The sequence below is a fragment of the Nonomuraea sp. NPDC050680 genome (genome assembly GCF_040654555.1).
Lineage (GTDB): Bacteria > Actinomycetota > Actinomycetes > Streptosporangiales > Streptosporangiaceae > Nonomuraea.
This window is the reverse complement of record NZ_JBFAIF010000004.1, coordinates 457254-478357: the sequence shown is the minus strand read 5'-3', so window position 1 is coordinate 478357 and position 21104 is coordinate 457254. Positions and strand designations below refer to the sequence as shown.

15 protein-coding genes are annotated in these 21104 nt (G+C 71.0%); 9 read left to right on the top strand and 6 right to left on the bottom strand.

Features of this window, described 5'->3' with window-relative positions; translation table 11 throughout:
- The first annotated feature begins 79 nt into the window (after window positions 1–79).
- Window positions 80–1504 (top strand): NAD(P)/FAD-dependent oxidoreductase, encoded by a 1425-nt coding sequence (locus AB0H88_RS17865; RefSeq protein WP_357645617.1) that lies wholly within the window; start codon window positions 80–82, stop codon window positions 1502–1504.
- 47 nt (window positions 1505–1551) lie between these two features.
- Here the strand turns inward: AB0H88_RS17865 and AB0H88_RS17860 are convergent, their stop codons facing one another.
- The 4 genes from AB0H88_RS17860 to AB0H88_RS17845 form a co-directional block, all read right to left on the bottom strand.
- Window positions 1552–2574 carry a hypothetical protein gene (locus AB0H88_RS17860; RefSeq protein WP_357645615.1) on the bottom strand — a complete coding sequence of 341 codons (1023 nt, stop codon included), beginning with the start codon at window positions 2572–2574 and terminating at the stop codon, window positions 1552–1554.
- A 33-nt stretch (window positions 2575–2607) separates the two neighbouring features.
- Entirely contained in the window at window positions 2608–3552 is a 945-nt protein-coding gene (locus tag AB0H88_RS17855; RefSeq protein WP_357645613.1) for an acyl-CoA desaturase, read from the bottom strand.
- Window positions 3553–3893: 341 nt separating this feature from the next.
- Complete coding sequence (locus AB0H88_RS17850) at window positions 3894–5081, bottom strand: acetate kinase (protein ID WP_357645611.1); 1188 nt, start codon at window positions 5079–5081, stop codon at window positions 3894–3896.
- Window positions 5057–7357, bottom strand: coding sequence for a phosphoketolase family protein (locus AB0H88_RS17845; protein ID WP_357645609.1), 2301 nt, complete (start codon window positions 7355–7357; stop codon window positions 5057–5059). Before AB0H88_RS17845 ends, AB0H88_RS17850 begins: the two co-directional genes overlap by 25 nt.
- Window positions 7358–7543: 186 nt before the next feature.
- On the opposite strand from AB0H88_RS17845, the gene AB0H88_RS17840 reads away from it, so the two are divergent.
- From AB0H88_RS17840 to AB0H88_RS17815, 6 genes are all read left to right on the top strand, one after another.
- Complete coding sequence (locus AB0H88_RS17840; RefSeq protein ID WP_357645608.1) at window positions 7544–9427, top strand: hypothetical protein; 1884 nt, start codon at window positions 7544–7546, stop codon at window positions 9425–9427.
- 162 nt (window positions 9428–9589) lie between these two features.
- Window positions 9590–11296: an IlvD/Edd family dehydratase gene (locus tag AB0H88_RS17835; RefSeq protein ID WP_357645606.1), complete on the top strand. Its 1707-nt coding sequence runs from the start codon at window positions 9590–9592 to the stop codon at window positions 11294–11296.
- Between the two features lie 70 nt (window positions 11297–11366).
- Window positions 11367–12998: a glucose-6-phosphate isomerase gene (gene pgi / locus AB0H88_RS17830; protein WP_357645604.1), complete on the top strand. Its 1632-nt coding sequence runs from the start codon at window positions 11367–11369 to the stop codon at window positions 12996–12998.
- 1 nt (window position 12999) lies between these two features.
- Window positions 13000–14373: a glucose-6-phosphate dehydrogenase gene (zwf, locus tag AB0H88_RS17825; protein ID WP_357645602.1), complete on the top strand. Its 1374-nt coding sequence runs from the start codon at window positions 13000–13002 to the stop codon at window positions 14371–14373.
- A gap of 82 nt (window positions 14374–14455) precedes the next feature.
- A complete protein-coding gene (locus tag AB0H88_RS17820; protein ID WP_357645600.1) occupies window positions 14456–14809 on the top strand; it encodes a spore germination protein GerW family protein in 354 nt (117 codons plus the stop codon).
- 30 nt (window positions 14810–14839) lie between these two features.
- Entirely contained in the window at window positions 14840–15475 is a 636-nt protein-coding gene (locus tag AB0H88_RS17815) for a LysE family translocator (protein ID WP_357645598.1), read from the top strand.
- Window positions 15476–15497: 22 nt separating this feature from the next.
- Here the strand turns inward: AB0H88_RS17815 and AB0H88_RS17810 are convergent, their stop codons facing one another.
- Window positions 15498–16220, bottom strand: coding sequence for a VIT1/CCC1 transporter family protein (locus AB0H88_RS17810; RefSeq protein ID WP_357645596.1), 723 nt, complete (start codon window positions 16218–16220; stop codon window positions 15498–15500).
- Between the two features lie 161 nt (window positions 16221–16381).
- Between AB0H88_RS17810 and AB0H88_RS17805 the strand changes: the two genes are divergently transcribed.
- Window positions 16382–16603 (top strand): hypothetical protein, encoded by a 222-nt coding sequence (locus tag AB0H88_RS17805; RefSeq protein WP_357645593.1) that lies wholly within the window; start codon window positions 16382–16384, stop codon window positions 16601–16603.
- A 100-nt stretch (window positions 16604–16703) separates the two neighbouring features.
- On the opposite strand, the gene AB0H88_RS17800 is transcribed toward AB0H88_RS17805, so the two are convergent.
- Entirely contained in the window at window positions 16704–17381 is a 678-nt protein-coding gene (locus tag AB0H88_RS17800) for a hypothetical protein (RefSeq protein ID WP_357645591.1), read from the bottom strand.
- Window positions 17382–17654: 273 nt separating this feature from the next.
- Here AB0H88_RS17800 and AB0H88_RS17795 point away from each other — a divergent pair, with 273 nt between their 5' ends.
- On the top strand, window positions 17655–21041 hold the full coding sequence (locus tag AB0H88_RS17795; protein ID WP_357645589.1) for a phosphodiester glycosidase family protein: 3387 nt from the start codon (window positions 17655–17657) through the stop codon (window positions 21039–21041).
- The last annotated feature ends 63 nt before the right edge of the window (window positions 21042–21104 follow it).

The window sequence follows — 21104 nt, the reverse complement described above, 5'->3', positions numbered from 1 at the left end:
GCGAGGGGGTAAGGGGAACCGGTGGGAGACTGCTGGTGAGAGCCGCGGTAGCGGGGCGAGCGTTAAGGGAGAGGTTGGCATGACCGACGAGTTCGACGTCATAGTGATCGGCGCCGGCCCCGCCGGCGAGAACGCCGCGGCCAGAGCCGTGCGCGGCGGTCTGACCGCCGCCATCGTGGAGGACCGCCTGGCTGGTGGCGAATGCTCCTATTGGGCCTGTATCCCGAGCAAGGCGTTGCTGCGCCCGGTGGACCTGGCGGGCGAGGTGGGCCGGGTGCCCGGCATGTCGCTCGGCCCGCTCGAGGTGAGCAAGGTGCTCGCCCGGCGCGACGAGGCCGTGGCGCACTACAACGACTCGGGGCAGGTCGAGTGGATCAAGAACGTGCCCGTCGAGTTCGTCCGGGGCCGGGGGCGGCTCGACGGGGTCAAGCGGGTGCGAGTGACCACGCGAGACGGGCAGGAGACCACCGAACGGGTGCTGACCGCGAGGCACGCCATTGTGCTGGCCACCGGGAGCACCGCGCTGGTCCCCCCGGTGCCGGGACTGGCCGAGGCGAAGCCCTGGACGAGTCACGAGGTCACGGCCGCTCAGGCGGTGCCGGAGCGGCTGGCCGTGATCGGTGGCGGAGTGGTCGCCTGTGAGATGGCGCAGGCCATGCACGGGCTGGGCGCGCGGCAGACCACGGTCCTCGTACGCGGCGGTTCGCTGCTGGCCAGGATGGAGCCGTTCACCGGTGAGCTGCTGGCCGAGTCGTTCGCCGAAGCCGGGATCGACGTGCGGACCCACACGGACGTCATTCGCGTCGAGCGGCCGGAGCCCGGTGGCAAGGTGACCGTGCACCTGTCCGACGGCCCGCCGCTGGAGGCCGACGAGCTGCTGGTGGCCACCGGCCGGGTGCCCGCCACCGCCGGTCTGGGGCTGGAGACGGTCGGCCTGGCAGGTGGCCGTTCGGTCGAGGTGGACGACAGCATGCGGGCGACGGACGTCGAGGGCGGCTGGCTGTACGCGATCGGCGACGTCAACGGCCGCGCCCTGCTCACGCACATGGGCAAGTACCAGGCGCGGGTCTGCGGCGATGTCATCGCGGCCCGCGCCAAGGGCAGTGACGAGACGCTCCTCGCGATGCGCGACATCGCGGACGGGTACGGGGCGCCGCAGGTGGTGTTCACCGACCCGCAGATCTGTGCGGTGGGCCGCACCGAGGCCGCCGCCCGCAAGGCCGGATTCTCGGTGCGGGTGGTCGAATACGACCTGGGCAATGTCACGGGGGCCTACCTCCTCGGCGACGGCTATCGCGGCCGGGCCAAGGCGGTCGTGGACGAGGAGCGGCGGGTGCTGCTGGGCGTCACGTTCGCCGGTCCCGGGGTGGCCGAGCTGCTGCACGCGGCGACCATCGCGGTGACCGCCGAGGTGCCGCTCGACCGGCTCTGGCACGCCGTCCCGTCGTTCCCCACGGTGAGCGAGATCTGGCTGCGCCTCTTGGAGGAGGGTTACGGCCTCTGACGCGCGTGCTGCCGGGCGATCAGACGCGGCTCACCCGGACACACGCGTCAGGCGGGGGCGAGGGTTTCGGCGGTGTGCCACAGGTCGGGTAGCGCGTCCAGTACGCGCTGCCCGCGCTGCCGCCGGTCCGCGAACGTCTCGGCGCCGAGGTCGGCCAGCAACGCGCGAAACCCCTCCTCGTAGGGCCCCGTGGGCGCCCCCGCCAGCGACAGCTTCTTCAGGCACCGCGCGTACGTCGCCACCAGCCAGAACACCGCCTCCCGGTGCAGGCCGCGCGCGATGAGCTCCCGGCTGCCGTCGATCGACAGCGGCCGGGCCGCCTGGCTGATGTCCGAGGAGAACGGGTACGACGCGGCCCGGACGTCCTTGGCCGCGTCGAACACCCGCTCCAGCACATCCAGGTGCCCCGCCACGCGCGCCGCCCCCAGAGCGCCGCATCCGAGCAGTTCCAGCAGCCTCTCGTGCCGGTCCAGCATCCCGTGTACGTCCAGCAGCTCCCGCACGGCCTCATAACGGCGGCGGACGGTGGGGTTCCGCAGCCCGGCGACCAGCAGTACATGGGTCGTGACCCCGGTGCCGAACAGCCACGACATCACCTGGTCGACCGGCGGCGTCGCCTCGTCCATACCGGCGATCCCGCGGCGCACCACGTCCATCGCCGCGCCGCACCGCCGCAGCACCCGCCGCCGGTCGGCGAACTCGCGGGCCACCACCTCGTGCAGCGCGGTCAGCCGCCCGCTCGGATCCGCCAGCACCCCGGGCAGGTGGAAGCTGCCGGCCAGGTGGTAATCGCCCAGGACGTCCTCCGCCGACGCCAACCGCTCACCCGACATATACGAAATTTCCAGCAAAACGCCGCCGTACCGCAGCTTGCCGGGCTTGATGGGCGGCTCCGCGACGTCCAGCACCACCATCACGTCCACATCGGAGCTGGTGGCCAGGACCGCGTCCGCCGGCGACCACAACACCGAGCCGGTCAGGAACGCCCCGCCGAACCCGGGCAGCCCGGAGCCCACCTCGGCCACCCACCGCCGCGCGATCTCCCTGGCCACCCGGACCCGCGTCACCACGTCACCCGTCCCAGCACACCGCCCGCGCCGGTCCTACCGGCGAGCGCGCAGGGGCGCGCCCACCTCGTGGAGGTACTTCATCGCCTGGCCCCAGGAGGCCAGCAGCCCGCACTCCACGTACGCCACCCCCAGCGACTCACAGTGCTCACGCACCAGCGGTTGCACCTTGCGCAGGTTGGGGGTCGGCATGCCGGGGAACAGGTGATGCTCGATCTGGTAGTTGAGGCCGCCCAGAGCCGTGTTGATCACCCGACCGCCGCGCACGTTCCGGGAGGTGAGCACCTGGCGGCGCAGGAAGTCCAGCTCGTCCTCGGCGGTGAGGACCGGCATGCCCTTGTGGTTGGGGGCGAACGTGCACCCCAGGTAGACACCGAAGCACGCCTGGTGCACCAGCAGGAAGACCACGGCCTTGCCCACCGGCAGGACCGCGAAGACGCCACCCAGGTAGATGACGAAGTGCGCGAGCAGCAGCAGCCCTTCGGCCAGCCGGTTCTTGAGGGAGTCGCGGCGCAGCGCCCGGACGCTGGAGATGTGCAGGTTGAGCCCCTCCAGCGTCAGCAGCGGGAAGAACAGGAACGCCTGCCAGCGGCCGATGAATCGGGGCAGTCCCCGGCTGGCCTCGGCCTGCTTGATCGACCAGAGCAGGACGTCGGGCGCGACGTCGGGGTCGTGGTCCTCGTGGTTGGGGTTGGCGTGGTGGCGCGTGTGCTTGTCCTGCCACCACCCGTAGCTGAGCCCGATGCCGAGGTTGCCGACGAGCAGGCCCGCGATCGCGCTGTTGCGCCGGGACGGGAACACCTGCCCGTGGGCCAGGTCGTGGGCGAGCAGGGCCACCTGGCCGAACGTCGCCGCCTGGAACACCGCGACCAGAATCTGCCACCACGAGTCGCCGACCAGGGCGAACGCCACCCAGCCCGCCGCGAAGAGGCCCGTCACCACGCTGATCCGAGTGGCGTAGTAGACGGGTCGCCGTTCCATGAGGCCTGCCTGGGCCACGCGGCGTGACAGGCGGGCGAAGTCGCTTCCCCTCTCTTCCGACGCCGATGCCGATGCCGTGGCGGCGCGAGTAGTGCTCACGTCAGTCACAGATTCTCCGATGCTCCAGACTCGATTCCCGATCGTTCACCATCAGCATTTCGGGATAACCGTGATCGCGAAGTCCTGCTGTCACCCGTTTTCGGGGTAGGGCTGGCCCTACCTCCGCGACCGGTCGAGGTCAGAGGATACGCTCCGCGGCCCTGACAGGTTCGGCTCTGCGGGAGTTCGGCGAGCGTGTCGAGGCGCACAGGCCGCAATCGCGGCCGGCCCGGCGCCGCCGGTCACACGTGGATCAGCGCGAGTGTCTGCCGGGCGATCTCCCATTCCTCGTCAGTGGGCACCACCAGCACGGCCACCTCCGAATCCGGCGTGGACACCCGCCGCTCGCCCGTCTCGTCGGCCTCGTTGCGCGCCGGGTCGAGGGCGATGCCGAGGCGATGCAGCCCGGTCAGCGCGGCGGCCCGGGTGGCCGGGTCGTGCTCGCCGACGCCGCCCGTGAAGACGATCGCGTCCACCCGGCCGAGCAGCGCGTAATAGGCCCCGACGTACTTCCTGATCCGGCGGCCGTAGATGTCCAGCGCGAGCCGCGCCCGCTCGTCGCCTTCGCGGGCCCGGCGCCGCACCTCGCGCATGTCGCCGGTGCCGGCGAGCGCGAGCATGCCGCTGCGGTACGACAGCTCCTTCTCCGTCCGTACGATGTCCATGCCGCCCGCCCGGGCCAGGTAGCCGGTCAGCGCCGGGTCCACGTCCCCGGAACGGGTGCCCATGACCAGCCCCTCCAGCGGGGTGAGCCCCATGGAGGTGTCGACGCTGCGGCCACCCTCGATCGCGGTCGCGCTCGCGCCGTTGCCGAGGTGCAGCACGATCAGGTTCGTCCGCGCCGGATCGCGATCCAGCAACTCGGCCGCCCGCGCCGACACGTACGCGCAGGACGTGCCGTGGAAGCCGTAGCGCCGCACGCCCAGCCGGTCATGCCAGTCGCGGGGCACGGCGTAGGTGTACGCCTCGGGCGGCAGCGTCCGATGGAAGGCGGTGTCGAACACGGCCACCTGTGGCACGCCGGGAAAGGCCTCGCGGGCCACCCGGATGCCGGTCAGATTCACCGGGTTGTGCAGGGGCGCGAGCGGCGAGAGATCCCCGATGGCGCTGATCACGCCGTCGTCCACCAGCACCGCCTCCCGGAATCGGGTCCCGCCGTGCACCACCCGATGCCCCACCGCCACCGGTTCGAGCGCGGGCCCCGACTCATCGAAGGCGGCCAGCATGGCGGCCAGTCCGGCCGCGTGGTCGCCGAACCGCTCCTTCCGCTCGTACGGCGGGTCGTCACCGGCGTGGTGGATCAACCGCCCCTCCCTCTCGCCGATCCGCTCCACCAGCCCCCTGGCCGGCCGCTTGCGTGACTCGACGTCCACCAGCTCGTACTTGATGGAGGAGGAGCCGGTGTTCAGGACGAGAATCTGTCCGGCCATGTCCACTCCCGGATCTCGGGCGCGTCCTCGCCGTGTTCACGGGTGTGGGCGCGGGCGCGCAGGCGGGCGTCGGTCATTCGCTGGCGGAGGTGGGCCTGGGAGGAGCCGAGTCCCGGTGTGCGGTCGATGACGTCGGTGACCAGGTGGTAGCGGTCGATGTCGTTGAGCATGGCCATGTCGAAGGGCGTGGTGGTGGTGCCTTCCTCCTTGTAGCCGCGGACGTGCAGGTGGGCGTGGCCGTGGCGGCGGTAGGTGAGGCGGTGGATGAGGGAGGGATAGCCGTGGAAGTTGAAGATGACCGGCTTGTCGGTGGTGAACAGGGCATCGTACTCGTTGTCGGGCAGGCCGTGTGGGTGTTCCGAGGGTGGTTGCAGGCGCATCAGGTCGACCACGTTGATCACGCGTACGCGTAGTTCGGGCAGGTGTTCGCGGAGCAGGGCGGTGGCGGCCAGGGTTTCCAGGGTGGGGATGTCGCCGGCGCAGGCGAGGACGACGTCGGGGTCGCTTCCCTCGTCGGTGGAGGCCCAGGGCAGGATGCCCAGGCCGCGGGTGCAGTGGGCGATGGCCTGGTCCATGGTGAACAGGTCGAGCACCGGCTGCTTGCCGGCCACGATGACGTTGACGTAGTCGCGTGAGCGCAGGCAGTGGTCGCCGACCGACAGGAGTGTGTTGGCGTCGGGTGGCAGGTAGACCCGTACGACGCTGGCCTTCTTGTTGACCACGACGTCCAGGAAGCCGGGGTCCTGGTGGGAGAAGCCGTTGTGGTCCTGCCGCCACACGTGTGAGGACAGCAGGTAGGTGAGTGAGGCGACGGGCCGCCGCCAGGGGATCTTCTGGGAGGACTCCAGCCATTTGGCGTGCTGGTTGAACATGGCGTCGATGATGTGGATGAACGCCTCGTAGCAGTTGAACAGGCCGTGCCGCCCGGTCAGCAGGTAGCCCTCCAGCCAGCCCTGGCACAGGTGTTCGCTGAGCACCTCCATCACCCGGCCGCCGGGGGCCAGGTTCATGTCGGTGGGTTCGAGGCGGGTGTTCCAGGCCCGGTCGGTGACCTCGAACACGGCTGAGAGCCGGTTGGAGTCGGTCTCGTCGGGGCCCATCAGCCGGAAGGTGCGCGGGTTGGCGGCGATCACGTCGCGTAGCAGGGTGCCGAGTATGCGGGTGGGTTCGCTGGATTGGGTGGCGGGTGTCTTGACATCGACGGCGTGGGTGCGGAAGTCGGGTAGTCGCAGCGGTTGGAGGAGTTCGCCGCCGTTGGTGTGCGGGTTGGCGCTCATCCTGCGGTCACCCGGCGGCACCGTCTCCCGGATCGAGGCCACCGGTCGGCCGTCGTCGTCGAACAGTTCTTCGGGGCGGTAGGAGCGCATCCACTCCTCCAGCATCGCCAGGTGTTCGGGGTTCTCCCGTACCTTGGCCAGGGGTACTTGGTGGGCGCGCCAGGTGCCCTCTACGGGCAGTCCGTCCACGACGCGGGGCCCGGTCCAGCCCTTCGGGGTGCGCAGGATGATCATGGGGAGGCGGTCTCGGCCCTGTTTGTAGTCGGCGATCTGGTCGAAGACGGTGTCCAGGGTCGTGGCCATCTGCTCGTGGTCGGCGCCGACGATGTGCGGCCGGTAGCCGTAGCCCTCCATCAGCGACAGCAGTTCGGCCTCCGGGATGCGGGCCGGCACGGTCGGGTTAGCGATCTTGTAGCCGTTCAGGTGCAGGATCGGCAGCACCACGCCGTCATGGGCCGGGTCGAGGAACTTGTTGGAGTGCCAGCTGCCGGCCAGGGGTCCGGTCTCGGCTTCGCCGTCGCCGATGACGCAGGCCACGACCAGGCCGGGGTTGTCGAAGGCGGCGCCGTAGGCGTGGGCGAGGGAGTAGCCGAGTTCGCCGCCCTCGTGGATGGAGCCGGGCGTCTCCGGCGCGACATGGCTCGGGATGCCGCCCGGGAAGGAGAACTGCCGGAACAGCCGTTGCATCCCGGCGGCGTCCTGGGAGACGTCTGGATAGCGTTCGGAGTAGGTGCCTTCCAGCCAGGCGTGTGCTACCGCTGCCGGACCGCCGTGGCCGGGGCCGGCGATGTAGATCATGTCCTGGTCGCGTTCGCGGATCACCCGGTTGAGGTGGGCGAAGCAGAAGTTCAGTCCCGGCGTGGTGCCCCAATGGCCGAGTAGGCGGGGTTTGATGTGCTCTGGGGTCAATGGCGTCTTAAGTAGTGGATTGTCCAGTAGATAGATCTGGCCCACCGACAGATAGTTCGCCGCGCGCCAGTACGCATCGATTCGCTCCATGTCTCTGCTGATTCCTCCAGGAACGCCGCTCAACCTTAGGCGGCAGTCATCCTGATCCAATTTGATGCACTCTGATGCGACCTAGCTGAACCTCATTCGGTTAACATCCGTCATATCGGTGGGGGGCCGCAGTCACTGGAAGTGCGCGCGAACGCGCGCTGCCATAACGGGGTGCGGAGGACGCCGGTGGGCGGATCGCGGGGATTGGCCGTACACGACGGCATAGAGATGTCGTTGCTGTCGGGAGAGCACGCACTGTATGGGGAAGGCAGCCTGCGGGCGGCGCGGCGCTGGTTCGAGACCGCCCACCGGGAGGCCGAACGGCACGGCGACGCGGACGGGATGGCGCGGGCGGCGCTCGGGCTGGGCGGGTTGTGGGTGCACGAGCACCGCACGGCCGCCGAGGCGGCCGCGGTGCGCGCGCGCCAGCGCCAGGCTCTGGCGCTGGTCGAACCGCGCTCCTCACTGGCGTTACGGCTGCGGGTACGCCTGGCCGGCGAGGACGACTACCGCGCCGGCGGGCACGAGGCGATCCTGGCCATGGTCGAGGAGGCCAGGCGGGCCGGTGACGCCGTCGCACTGGCCGAGGCGCTGAGCCTGGCCCACCACTGCGTTCTGGGACCCGAGCACGGCGCCCTGCGCCTGGCACTGGCCGAGGAGCTGATCGAGCAGGCGCCGCGGACCGGGCGTCGCGGCGACCTGCTGATGGGGCTGCTGTGGCGGACCGTCGACCTGGTGCTGGACGCCGACCCCCACGCCGAGCGGGCGCTGGTGGAGCTGCGCGGTCTGCTGTCCAGGGAGGACCACCTGGCGGTCGGGTTCGTCGTGGACGCGATGGAGGTCATGCTCGGCATCAGGGGCGGCCGGCTGGCGGAGGCCGAGGCGAGGGCCGGAGCCTGCGCCGACCGGGGAGCGGCGGCCGGCGACATCGACAGCGCGGGCTGGTACGCCGGCCAGCTCGCGACTCTCCGCTGGTACCAGGGACGCGCCGCCGAGCTCGTCCCCATGCTGGCGGACCTGGTCAACTCGCCGGATCTCAGCGCGGTGGACAGCTCGTTGTGGGCGGTGCTCGCGGTGTCGGCGGCCACCGCGGGGGAGCGGCGGCTGGCTGAGGGAGCGCTGGCCCGGCTGCGCGGCCGGGATCTGGCGGCGCTGCCCCGCTCCAGCACCTGGCTCATCTCGATGTACGGCGCGGCCGAGGCGGCGTACCTGCTCGGCGACGCCGACACGGCGGCCGAGATCCATGCCGTGCTCTCCCCGTTCGAGCGGCTGCCCGTCGTCGTCAGCCTGGGCGTCGCCTGCCTCGGCTCGGTCCGCCATTCTCTGGGTGTGGCCATGCTGACCTGCGGCCAGACGGACAAGGCGATCGCCTATCTGCGGGCCGCCGTGCACGACAACCTCGCCCTGGGGCACTGGCCCGCCGTCGCGCTCTCCCGCCTGCGGCTCGGCCAGGCCCTGCGCGGGACCGAGGAGTCACACAGGGTGCTGGCGCTGGCCCGGCAGGAGGCCGCGTCGCTGGGCATGACGCTGCCCGACGACGGTCCGGCGGCCCCGGCGGAGGTCGTCTGCGCGCGCCAGGGCCGCAAGTGGCGGATCGAGCTGAACGGCCGGACCGTGCTCGTCGACCACATCGTGGGCATGGCCCACCTGGCGACCCTGCTGGCCAACCCCGGCCGCGAGATCCCGGCCGTGGACCTGGCCGCGGGGGCGGCGGCCGGCGAGGCCGCCGAGTCGGCCCAGCCGGTGCTGGACGAGCAGGCCAGGCAGACCTACAAGCGGCGGCTGTCCGGGTTGCAGGCCGAGATCGACGAGCTGGAGGCGATGCACGACCTGCAGCGGGCCGCCACGCTGCGGGCCGAGCGCGACTGGCTGATCGACGAGCTGGCCGCCGCCACCGGGCTGGCCGGGCGGGCGCGCCAGTTCGCCGGCAGCGAGGAACGGGCCAGGATCGCCGTGGGCAAGGCCATCAGGCGGGCCCTGGTACGCATCGGCGAGGCGGACCCGGTCATCGCGGAGCGGCTGCGGTCCGCCGTACAGATGGGGGTGCGATGCAGCTATCACCCGGTGTGAGGTGGAACGGCGTGGAACTGGATGGAACGCCTAAAAGGTGTATCCACCCTGGACCGTGATCTCACGCTCCGGCGGCCAGTGAGATCACGCCCCACCGGCGGCCCGTGCCCCTGCACGGGCCGCCGGTTTCATCCCCAAATAGCGGGATGTCAGGATGAGGGCATGCCGCTCCGCAGCTCCCGCTGGTATTCAGGTCAAGACCGGAACTCCTACATCCATCGCGCCTGGATGCGCCGTGGCCTGCCGGAGGCCGCATTCGACGGGGACCGGCCGCACATCGCGATCGCCAACACCGCCTCCGACCTCACCCCGTGCAACTCCCACCTCGACGAGGTGGCCGACAGCGTCAAGCAGGGCGTGTGGGCGGCCGGCGGCGTCCCGCTCAACCTGCCCGTCGTCTCCCTCGGGGAGACGAACGTCCGGCCCACCGCGATGCTCTGGCGCAACCTCGCCGCCATGGCCACCGAGGAGATGCTGCGCGCCAACCCGATCGACGGCGTGGTACTGCTCGGCGGCTGCGACAAGACCATCCCGTCGCTGCTGATGGCCGCCGCCTCGGTGGACCTGCCCGCCCTGGTGGTGCCCGGCGGCCCGATGCTGACCGGCCACTTCCGCGGCGTCCCGCTCGGCTGCGGCACCGACGTGTGGCGGCTGAGCGAGGAGGTACGCGCGGGGACTCTCTCCCGCGAGGCGTTCCTCCGCTCCGAGTCGTCCATGATCCGCAGCCGCGGCCACTGCAACACGATGGGCACCGCCTCGACCATGGCCTGCATGGCCGAGGCACTCGGCATGACCCTGCCCGGCACGGCGGGCACCCCCGCACCCGACAGCAGGCTGCTCGAACGCTCCCACGAGAGCGGCCGGCTCGCCGTCGAGCTGGTACGTCGAGACCTGCGGCCGAGCCAGGTGATGACCAGGGGATCGTTCCTCAACGCGATCGTGACGCTGGCCGCGATCGGCGGCTCCACCAACGCCGTCGTCCACCTGCTGGCCATCGCCGGGCGCCTCGGCGTCGAGCTGGCGCTGGACGACTTCGACCGGACCGGCAGGGGAGTGCCGCTGCTGGTCGACCTCCAGCCGGCGGGCCGTCACCTGATGGACGACCTGTTCAGGGCGGGCGGGCTGACGGCCGTACTGAAGGAGGTGGCGGACCTGCTGGACCCGGCGACGCTGACCGTCAGCGGCCGGCCGCTCGTGGAACACCTCGCAGAGGCGGAGATCTGGGACGAGAGCGTCATCCGGCGGCGCGCCGATCCGCTGCTGCCCGAGGCCGGGATCGCGGTGCTGCGCGGCAACCTCGCGCCGGACGGCGCGGTGATCAAGCCCGCCGCCGCCTCGCCGGAACTGCTGAGCCACCGCGGCCGGGCCGTCGTGTTCGACAGCGTGGAGGATCTCAACGCCCGGCTCGACTCACCGGACCTGGACGTCGACGAGACCTCGGTCCTGGTGCTGCGCGGCTGCGGGCCCAAGGGCTACCCCGGCATGCCCGAGCTGGGCAACCTGCCGCTGCCCGCGAAACTGCTGGCCAAGGGCGTGCGCGACATGGTCCGCATCAGCGACGCCCGGATGAGCGGCACCGCGTACGGCACGGTCGTGCTGCACACCGCGCCCGAGGCGGCGGCCGGCGGGCCGCTCGCGCGGGTGCGGACCGGCGACCCCATCGTGCTGGACGTCGCGGCCAGGCGGCTCTACGTCGACATCCCCGACGCCGAGATGGCCGCCAGGGAGCCGGCCGTCAACGGGCACGCCGCCCCGTCCCGCGGCTGGGAGCGCCTGTACGTCGACCACGTCATGCAGGCCGACAAGGGAGCGGACCTGGACTTCCTCACAGGTTCGAGCGGGGATGCCGTGGGCAGGGAATCCCACTGACCTGGAGTCCCGCGCGATATCTTGCCCGGTACGGGACTAGTGTGATCGTTTGACGGTACGAGGAGGACGAGTGGGCGGCGACATCACCCAGAGCCAGGAGTGGGCGGCACTGGACAAGCACCACGAGGAGCTGGCGGGCAAGCAGCTGCGCGAGCTGTTCGCGGAGGATCCCGGCCGCGCCGAGCGGATGACGCTGACCGCCGGTGACCTCTACCTCGACTACGCCAAGCACCGCGCCACGGACGAGACGATCGACCTGCTCGTCCAGCTGGCCGAGCGAGCCGGGCTGCGCGACCGGATCGCCGCGATGTTCCGGGGCGAGCACATCAACGTCAGCGAGGACCGGGCCGTCCTGCACGTCGCGCTGCGCATGAGCCAGGAGGCCGAGCTGACGGTCGACGGCCAGGACGTCATCGCCGACGTGCACGCCGTGCTCGACAAGATGAGCGCCTTCGCCGACCGGGTTCGCTCGCGGGACTGGACAGGCGCCACCGGGCAGCCGATCACCACCGTGGTCAACATCGGCATCGGCGGCTCCGATCTCGGCCCGGCCATGGCCTACGAGGCGCTGCGCGACTACGCCGACGCCGGCATCGCGGCCAGGTTCGTCTCCAACATCGACCCGGCCGACATCACCGGCAACCTGGCCGGCCTGGACCCGGCAAGCACGCTGGTCGTGGTCAGCTCCAAGACGTTCACCACCCTGGAGACGCTGACCAACGCCAAGGTCGCCCGCCAGTGGCTGGTCGACGCGCTCGGCGAGGAGGCCGTGTCCCAGCACTTCGTGGCCGTCTCGACCAACGCCGAGAAGGTCGCCGAGTTCGGCATCGACACCGCGAACATGTTCGGCTTCTGGGACTGGGTCGGCGGCCGCTACTCCTACGACGGCGCCATCGGCCTGTCCCTGATGATCGCGATCGGGCCCGAGCGGTTCCGCGAGATGCTGGCCGGGTTCCGCGCCATGGACCAGCACTTCCGCACCTCGCCGTTCAAGGCCAACATGCCGGTGCTGCTCGGCCTGCTCGGCGTCTGGTACAACGACTTCTTCGGCGCCCAGACCCGGGCCGTCCTGCCCTACAGCCAGCGGCTGCACCGCTTCCCCGCCTACCTGCAGCAGCTCACCATGGAGTCCAACGGCAAGTCCGTGCGCGCCGACGGCACGCCCGTCACGACCGACACGGGCGAAATCTTCTGGGGCGAGCCGGGCACCAACGGCCAGCACGCCTTCTACCAGCTGCTGCACCAGGGCACCCGGCTGGTGCCCGCCGACTTCATCGGGTTCGCCGAGCCGTTCGAGGACCGCGAGGGCATGCACGACCTGCTCAACGCGAACCTGTTCGCGCAGACCTCCGCGCTGGCCTTCGGCAAGACGGCCGAGGAGATCGCCGGCGAGGGCACGCCGCCCGAGATCGTGCCGCACAAGGTGATGCCCGGCAACCGGCCCACCTCCACCATCCTGGCCACCAAGCTCACCCCGTCCACGCTCGGCCAGCTCGTGGCCCTGTACGAGCACGCGACGTTCGTCGAGGGCACCATCTGGGGCATCGACTCCTTCGACCAGTGGGGCGTCGAGCTGGGCAAGAAGATGGCGCTCGACCTGGCGCCCGCGCTCACCTCGGAGGAGCCGCCGGACGCCTTCCCGGACGCCTCCACCGAAGGGCTCGTCCGGCGCTACCGCGAGCTGCGCGGAAGGCGGGTCTGACGTGGAGGCCACCAAGGCCGCGGGCGCGCTCGTCCTGTTCGGCATCACCGGCGACCTCGCGCGCAAGATGGTCCTGCCCGCCCTCTACCAGCTCACCGCCAAGGGCGAGCTCGATCTGCCGATCATCGGCGTGGCCAAGACCGATCTGGACCTCGACGGGCTGCGCGAGCACGCCCGCGCGGCCTGTGGCGACGCGCGCGACGCGGCGTTCGAGAAGCTGGCGGGCAACCTGCGGCTGGTGTCGGGCGACTACCGTGACCCCGCCACCTACACCCGGCTCCGCGAGGAGCTGGAGGGCAAGGGTTTCCTGGTCCACTACCTGGCCGTGCCGCCCGCGCTGTTCGCGGTCGTGGCCGAGGGGCTGGCCGCTGAGGGCCTCAACAGGGACGCCAGGCTCGTCGTGGAGAAGCCGTTCGGCCACGACCTGGACTCGGCCCAGGCGCTCAACGCCGAGCTGCTGAAGTATTTCGACGAGGACCACCTGCGCCGGGTCGACCACTTCCTGGGTAAGGAGCCGGTCGAGGACCTCCTGGTGTTCCGGTTCGCCAACATGCTGGTCGAGCCCATCTGGAACCGCAACTACGTCCGCAGCGTGCAGATCACCATGGCCGAGGACTTCGACGTGGCCGACCGGGGCGCCTTCTACGACGCCAACGGCGCCATCCGCGACGTCGTCCAGAACCACCTGATGCAACTCCTCGCCATCCTGGCCATGGACCCGCCGCCGTCCAAGGACGCCCGCGCCCAGCTGGACGAGAAGTGGCGGGTGCTGCGCGCCGTCGAGGCCGTCAAGCCCGTCGACGTGGTCCGCGGCCAGTACGAGGGCTACCTCGACACCGAGGGTGTCGAGGAGGGTTCGACCACCGAGACGTTCGTCGCGCTGCGCGCCCACATCGAGAACTGGCGATGGGCCGGGGTGCCGTTCTGCATCCGCGCCGGTAAGGCGCTGCCGGTGACCGACCTGGAGATCGTCGCCGAGCTGCGCACACCGCCGATCTCGCTGTTCCCGCACGACCCGGACCTGAACCCCAACCTGATCAGGTTCCGGCTGCAGCCCGACGCCGGGGTGACGTTCGACGTGCTCGCCAAGGAGCCCGGCAAGCAACGCACCCGTCAAGTGCCGGTGAGCGTCGACTTCACCAAGGTGCTCGGCCCGATGGAGGCCGCCTACCAGCGGATCCTGGCCGACGCGGTGAGCGGCGATCCCCTGCGGTTCGCCAGGTTCGACCTGGTGGAGGAGTCCTGGCGGATCGTCCAGCCCATCCTCGACCTGCCGGACCGGCCGCTGCCGTACGCGAAGGGCACCTGGGGGCCCAAGGAGGCCGAGAAGATCGCACCCGGCGGGTGGCACGAGATCTCGACCACCTTCGACTGATTCCGCGCGGGCGGGCATCGACCACCGCAGCGAGATGGTGGTGTTGCGCCGGGTCTAGGGCCAGCATGTGGGGATGGACATCATGGAATTAGTCGAACGCGCGAAGGACTCCGCGACGGTCAGGCGGGTCTTCGGCGACCCGATCCAGCAGGACGGCGTCACGGTCATCCCCGTCGCCCGGGTCGTTCAGGGCGGCGGCGGGGGAATGGGCAGGCAGGAGGCCTCCGCGGATCCGGACGCGGCGCCCGGCGGCGAAGGCAGCGGCGGTGGATTCGGCCTCAGCGCCACCCCCGCCGGGGTGTTCGTGGTCAAGGACGGTGAGGTCCGCTGGCAGCCGGCGGTCGACGTCAACCGCATCGTCGTCGGCGGCCAGATCGTGGCCATCGTGCTGCTGCTGACCATCCGGGCAATCCTCAAGAAGAGCCGCAAGCACTGATTTTTACCTGCTTTCAGTAGTGTGTGGGTCATGATCTCTGTGACGCACGTGCTGGCTTTCGGCGGTGTGGTGATGCTCGGGGCCATGTCCCCAGGGCCCGATTTCGCCGTCGTGGTACGGCGCTCGGCGATCTCCGGTCGCCTGTACGGCATGGCGGCGGCCCTGGGCATCTCGATCGGCGTGTTCGCCTGGGTGGTGGCCGCGGCGACCGGCGTCGCCGCGCTGCTGGCGGCCTCGGCGATGGCGTTCACCGTGGTCAAGGTCGTCGGGGCCGCCTACCTGCTGTTCCTCGGTGTCAAGGCGTGGCGCGCCGCCCTGCGCAAGGGCGGCGGGCTGGAGCTTAAGTCGCCGGACCCGGGGAAGCGGAGCGCGTGGGCGGCCTTCGTCGAGGGACTGCTGACGAACGCGCTCAACCCCAAGGCGGCGCTGTTCTTCGTGGCGCTCGTGCCGCAGTTCGTCAGCGAGGGCGCGTCGCTGGGCGACACGCTCACGCTGTCGGTCATCGCGCTGGCGGGGACGGTGCTGTGGTTCCTCCTGGTGGCCAACATCGTGGGGGCGCTGCGCAAGGTCTTCGCCAGGCCGGCGGTACGGAAGGCGGTCGACGGGCTGACGGGCGCGGCCCTCATCGCCCTCGGCGTCAACCTGGCGGCCGCCGGCCGCCCATAGCTCTTTGTTCGGGGTGGCTTGTCTATGAGACGGTGACGCCCAGCAGGTGGCCCAGGCCGAACGTCACGGCGGCGGCCCCGGCGCCCAGCGCGAGCTGGCGCAGGCCGCCCAGCCACCACGGGCGGGCCGTCATCCGCGCCACCGCCGCACCGAACACGAACAGCGCCACCAGGCTCAGCACCAGCGCCACCGCCAGCCCCGACGCCCCGAACAGGAACGGCGCCAGCGGCACCACCGCCCCGGCGGCGAACGCGCAGAACGACGACCCGGCCGCGAGGTACGGCGACGGCAGATCGTCGGGATCGACGCCCAGCTCCTCACGCACATGCACCCGCAACGCCTGCTCGGGGTCCGCTGACAGCCCGGCCGCCACCCGCGCCGCCAGGTCGGCGTCCAGGCCGCGGGCACGGTAGATCGCGGTCAGCTCGGCCAGCTCCCCTTCGGGGTCGCGGGCCAGTTCACGGCGCTCCACGGCGATCTCGGCGCGCATCAGCTCCGTCTGCGACTTCACGGACGTGTACTCGCCCGCCGCCATCGAGCACGCGCCCGCGATCAACCCCGCGCACCCGGCGAGCACCGCCCCACGGCCTGCCCCCGCCGCCCCGACGACTCCGGCGATCAATGCGAAATTGGACACCAGTCCATCCATCGCCCCGAACACCGCCGGCCGCAGCCAGCCACCGGTCACGTCGCGGTGGCTGTGGTGCCTCTCGGGAGAGTACGGCCGGTCGAGCTCGATGGTCATGAACATCCTCCGCTTCAATAACGCCTTGATACGAAATTTAGGCAGATGTCACGATGATCCGCAACGAAGGGGAGGCTTCCCTGACCTGCAACGGAGCAGTGGGTTGCGAACATGCGTGCGGGTGTGCCGAGAGGTCGGACGGGCGTGCGAAACTCGTTCCTATGGCCCATGCCGCCGGTTACACCGTCGATGACTGGCTCAAGCTGCCCGACTCCGGGGAGCGCATCGAGTTGATCGACGGGAGCTTCGTCGTGAGCCCTGCGGCCATGGGTTTGCACGCGTTGTGCGCGGGTGGTCTGCGGACCGTCCTGGCGTCGGCGGCGAAGGCGGCCGGAGCCGATCTAGTGGTCGTCGAGGCGGTCAACGTGGCCGTCGGCGTCTGATCCGTTCGCCGCGTTCTTCGACCCGGCGCACCTGCTCGACGCCTGATCCGATCCGCTGGGGAGGCGCGGCGCATCCCCAGAAGGTCGGGCCGGACAGAGGTCAGATGCGGGCAGGGGTGATCGGTTCCGGGGTGGTCTGGGTGTCGGTGCCGCGGATCAGGGCCGTGCAGTCGTCGATGGCGCCCGTCAGCAGGTCGCGCAGCAGGGTGTCCGGGTCCGGGATGCAGGCCTGGACGATGCCCACGACCGAGAGCTGCACCGCGTTCGGCGCCGCGTACCGGCGAAAGCCCCTCTCCGTGATCCGGGCCGCGCGGCTGAAGCGCCTGGCCTGCTCCGCCGCGTGCGGGACCAGCGCCATCGCACGCTGGCTCTCCTCGCTCAGCGGGACCAAGGCGAACCGGCCCGCGGCCGGCTGGCCGGACGGGACGCCGTCGAGCCTGGCCAGCATCTCCTCGGCCGCCAGCACCGACACCGCGAGCGCCAGCTGACGCTCGGCCGCCGAGACCGGCAGCGCGGTCGTCGCGCACCGCAGCGCGATCCGGGCGTCCACCCGGAGGTCGTCGCCGTTCAGGCCGATGATCGAGGGAACGAGGCCCACGAGGCGGGCCCGGTTCGCGTCGCTGGTGTTGTCGTTGACCAAGCGGGCGAGTGCGGCCAGCAGCGGGTGCGTGCAGGCCGGGTGGTCGCTCCACCGCTCTCCGGCTAGGTAGGACGCCAGCTCCATGAAACAGGCGCCGCGCCTCGGGTTGCGATGCCTGCCGCGTGACAGAACCGGCATGTGATCAAGCTGATTGTCCACGGGGTGCTCCACTGCTCCACGGGATGCTGCTCTACGGGATCGCCGTCTTTCCAGTCTGCGCTGATAACAGCAACAACGCCAGTGATGGGGGATTTTGCCTCCCCTGCAGACTGCCCGGTGGGCGCGGACGCACACCTGGGGTAAGGGGGATGCCACCTTCGTGGATCAGTTCGCCACCGGAACCCGCTGAAATTATTCTTTAGTTCATCGTCAAGTCTTGAAAGTTATAACCGCGAACGATTGAGTTCGGTCGTGCAGACCCTCCGCTACGCGGCCCTCGTGGCCGCGCTCGTCTTAGGAATCGCCGCCCCCGCGCAGGCCGATCCCCCACCCCCCGTCGAAGACGCGCTGAAGGCGTCGTCCTACCCGCCGCCCTCCACGCTGCTGACCCAGGCCGTCACCGGCAAGCAGCTGGAGACGGCCAAGAAGACCCGGCCGGTGGCCCCCGGCATCTCGCTGACCTCCTTCGACCGCTACGACGAGCTCGGCTGGCTGCGGGCCGACGCCGTCACCGCCGACCTGGGCGCCGCGAAGGCCGACTACGTCTACTCCGGCGAAGTGTCCAAGACCGAGCCGCTGTCCGGGCCCGCCAAGCGCGCCCACGCCGTCGCGGCCGTCAACGGCGACTTCTTCGACATCAACAGCTCGGGTGCCGCCCTGGGCATCGGCGTCCAGAACGGCACGCTCATCCAGTCGCCCGCCTCCGGCCATGACAAGGCCGTCGCGATCACCGGTGACGGCCTCGGGCGGGTGCTGAGGATGTACTTCGAGGGCACCGCCACCCCCGCGGGCGGCGCGCCGATCACCTTGACCCAGTTCAACCAGATCGTCCAGGCGGGCGGGGTCGGCCTGTTCACGCCGCTGTGGGGCTCCTACAACCGGGCCCGCGCCGTCGAGGGCGCCACCTCCGTGACCGAGGTCGAGTTGGTCGACGGCGTGGTCTCGGCGGTACGCCAGGCGCCGGGCACCGGCCCGATCCCCGCCGGCACCACGATCCTGCTCGGCCGCGACGCGGCGGCCGCCACACTGGCCGGGCTCAAGCAGGGCGACAAGATCGACGTGAAGTACCAGCCGAAGTCGTCGGACGGCGCCGCCGTCAAGGCGGCGGTCGGCGGCAACTACGTCCTGGTCAAGGACGGCGCCGTGCAGAACTCCACCGACCCGGCCGCGCACCCGCGCACCGCGGTCGGCTTCTCCGCCGACGGCAGGAAGATGTACCTGCTGACCGTCGACGGCCGCCAGGCCGACAGCCGCGGCGTCACGCTCAACGAGCTGGCCGCCATGATGGTCGACCTCGGCGCCGCGAACGCGCTCAACCTCGACGGCGGCGGCTCCTCCACGATGCTCGCCCGCGAGCCGGGCTCCGCCGACGTCCAGGTCGAGAACAGCCCGTCCGACGGCGGCGAGCGCCACGTGCCGAACGGCCTGGCCCTGTTCGCCCCCGAGGGCAGCGGCAGGCTCAAGGGCTTCTGGCTGGAGACGGCCGGCGACCCCGGCAAGGCGCCCGGCGCCTCTCCCATCGCCGGCGGGCGCCCCGACCGGGTCTTCCCCGGCCTCACGCGGCGGCTGACCGCCGCCGGATACGACGAGACCTACGGCCCGGCGGCCGGCACCCCGTCCTGGCGCGCCGAGCCGATGGTGCACGGCGTCGTCCGCGACGGCAAGTTCCACGCCCTGGTCCCCGGCCAGACGACGGTCACCGCCTCCCGCGGCGCCGCCAAGGGCACGCTGCAGCTCACCGTGCTCCAGCCGCTGCAGCGGCTCGGCGCCACCGTGGACCGGGTCGGCCTGGCCGGCACGGACGCCACGGCCACGTTCGGCGTCGTCGGCTACGACCACAACGGCAACACCGCGCCCATCGAACCGGCCGACCTCACGCTCGACTACGACCACGACGCCTTCGAGGTGACACCGGCCGACCAGGGCTACTTCACCGTCAAGTCCAAGAAGGCGACCACGTCCGGCCTGATCACCGCCAGGGTGGGCAAGATCAGCACCGCCGTGCCCGTCACCGTGGGCTTCGAGGACAAGCCGGTCGCCGACTTCGAGAACGCGGCCCAGTGGAGCTTCGCCGCCGCCCGGGCCACCGGCTCGCTGTCGGCCGCGCCCGGCCAGAGCGGGGGCGGCCTCAAGCTGTCGTACGACTTCACCCAGTCCACCGCGACCCGCGCCGCCTATGCCAGCCCGCCGCAGCAGATCGAGGTGGCGGGGCAGCCGCAGGCGTTCGGCCTGTGGATCAACTCCACCGGCAAGGGCGAGTGGCCCAGCCTGGAGTTCTACGACGGCCAGGGGCAGTCGCAGATCCTGCGCGGCCCGTACATGACCTGGACCGGCTGGAAGTACGTCGAGTTCGCCGTGCCGCCCGGCGTCACCTACCCGCTCAAGCTGCGGCGCTTCTACGTGGCCGAGACCAAGACCGACGCGAAGTACACCAACGACATCCTCATCGACGGCCTGGTGGCCAAGGTGCCGCCGTCGGTGACGGCGCCGCCTGCCCAGAAGGTCGCCGACCCGGTCGTCAAGCCCGAGGTGGCCAAGATGCCGTGGCGGTTCGCCGTCATGTCGGACGCCCAGTTCGTGGCCCGCGACCCGGACAGCGACATCGTGCGCAACGCCCGCCGTACGCTCCAGGAGATCAAGGCCGCCAAGCCCGACTTCCTGCTGATCAACGGTGACCTGGTGGACGAGGCGTCGCCCGAGGACTTCGCGCTGGCCAAGAAGATCCTCGATGAGGAGCTCGGCGGGACGCTGCCGTACCACTACATCCCGGGCAACCACGAGGTGATGGGCGGCAAGATCGACAACTTCAAGGCCGTCTTCGGCGACACGTACCAGACCTTCGACCACAAGGGCACGCGGTTCGTCACGCTGGACACCTCGCGGCTGAACCTGCGGGGCGGCGGCTTCGACCAGGTCGCCCTGCTGCGGGCCCAGCTCGACGCGGCGGCTCGGGACGCGTCCGTCGGCTCGGTGGCGGTGCTGTTCCACGTGCCGCCGCGCGACCCCACACCCGGCAAGGGCAGCCAGCTCGGCGACCGCAAGGAGGCCGCGCTGGTCGAGGGCTGGCTGGCGGACTTCCAGCGGACCACCGGCAAGGGCGCCGCCTACATCGGGGGGCACGTCGGCACGTTCAACGCCTCGCACGTCGACGCGGTGCCGTACTTCATCAACGGCAACTCCGGCAAGAATCCGGCCACCGCGCCCGACGACGGCGGCTTCACCGGCTGGTCGCTGTGGGGCGTGGACCCGGTCACCGCGCAGGAGGCTGAGCACGTCAAGCGCAACTGGTTCGCCGACGCGCCCAGCTGGCTCGGCGCCCAGGTACGGCCGCACGTGGACGACCTCGCCATCGCGGCCCCCGCGGCCGTGCGGATCGGCAAGACGGCGGCCGTGACGGCGACGATCAAGCAGGGCACCCGGGTGGTGCCCGCCGCCTACCCGGTGTCCGTGGCGTGGTCGGGCTCGCCGAACCTGCACATCGGGTCGCGGCAGAGCGCCAAGCCCTGGGACGTCGCCGCGCTCGACCCCGAGACGGGGACGCTCACGGCGCTGCGCAAGGGTCAGGTGACCGTCGCGGTGACGGTCAGCGGTGTCACCCGCCAGGCGACGATCGCGCTGACGGCCGACGCGGCCGCCTGAGACCGCAGGCGAGGGCCACCGCGCGTGGCCCTCGCCCCGGCGTCCGGCGGTGGGGGTCACCAC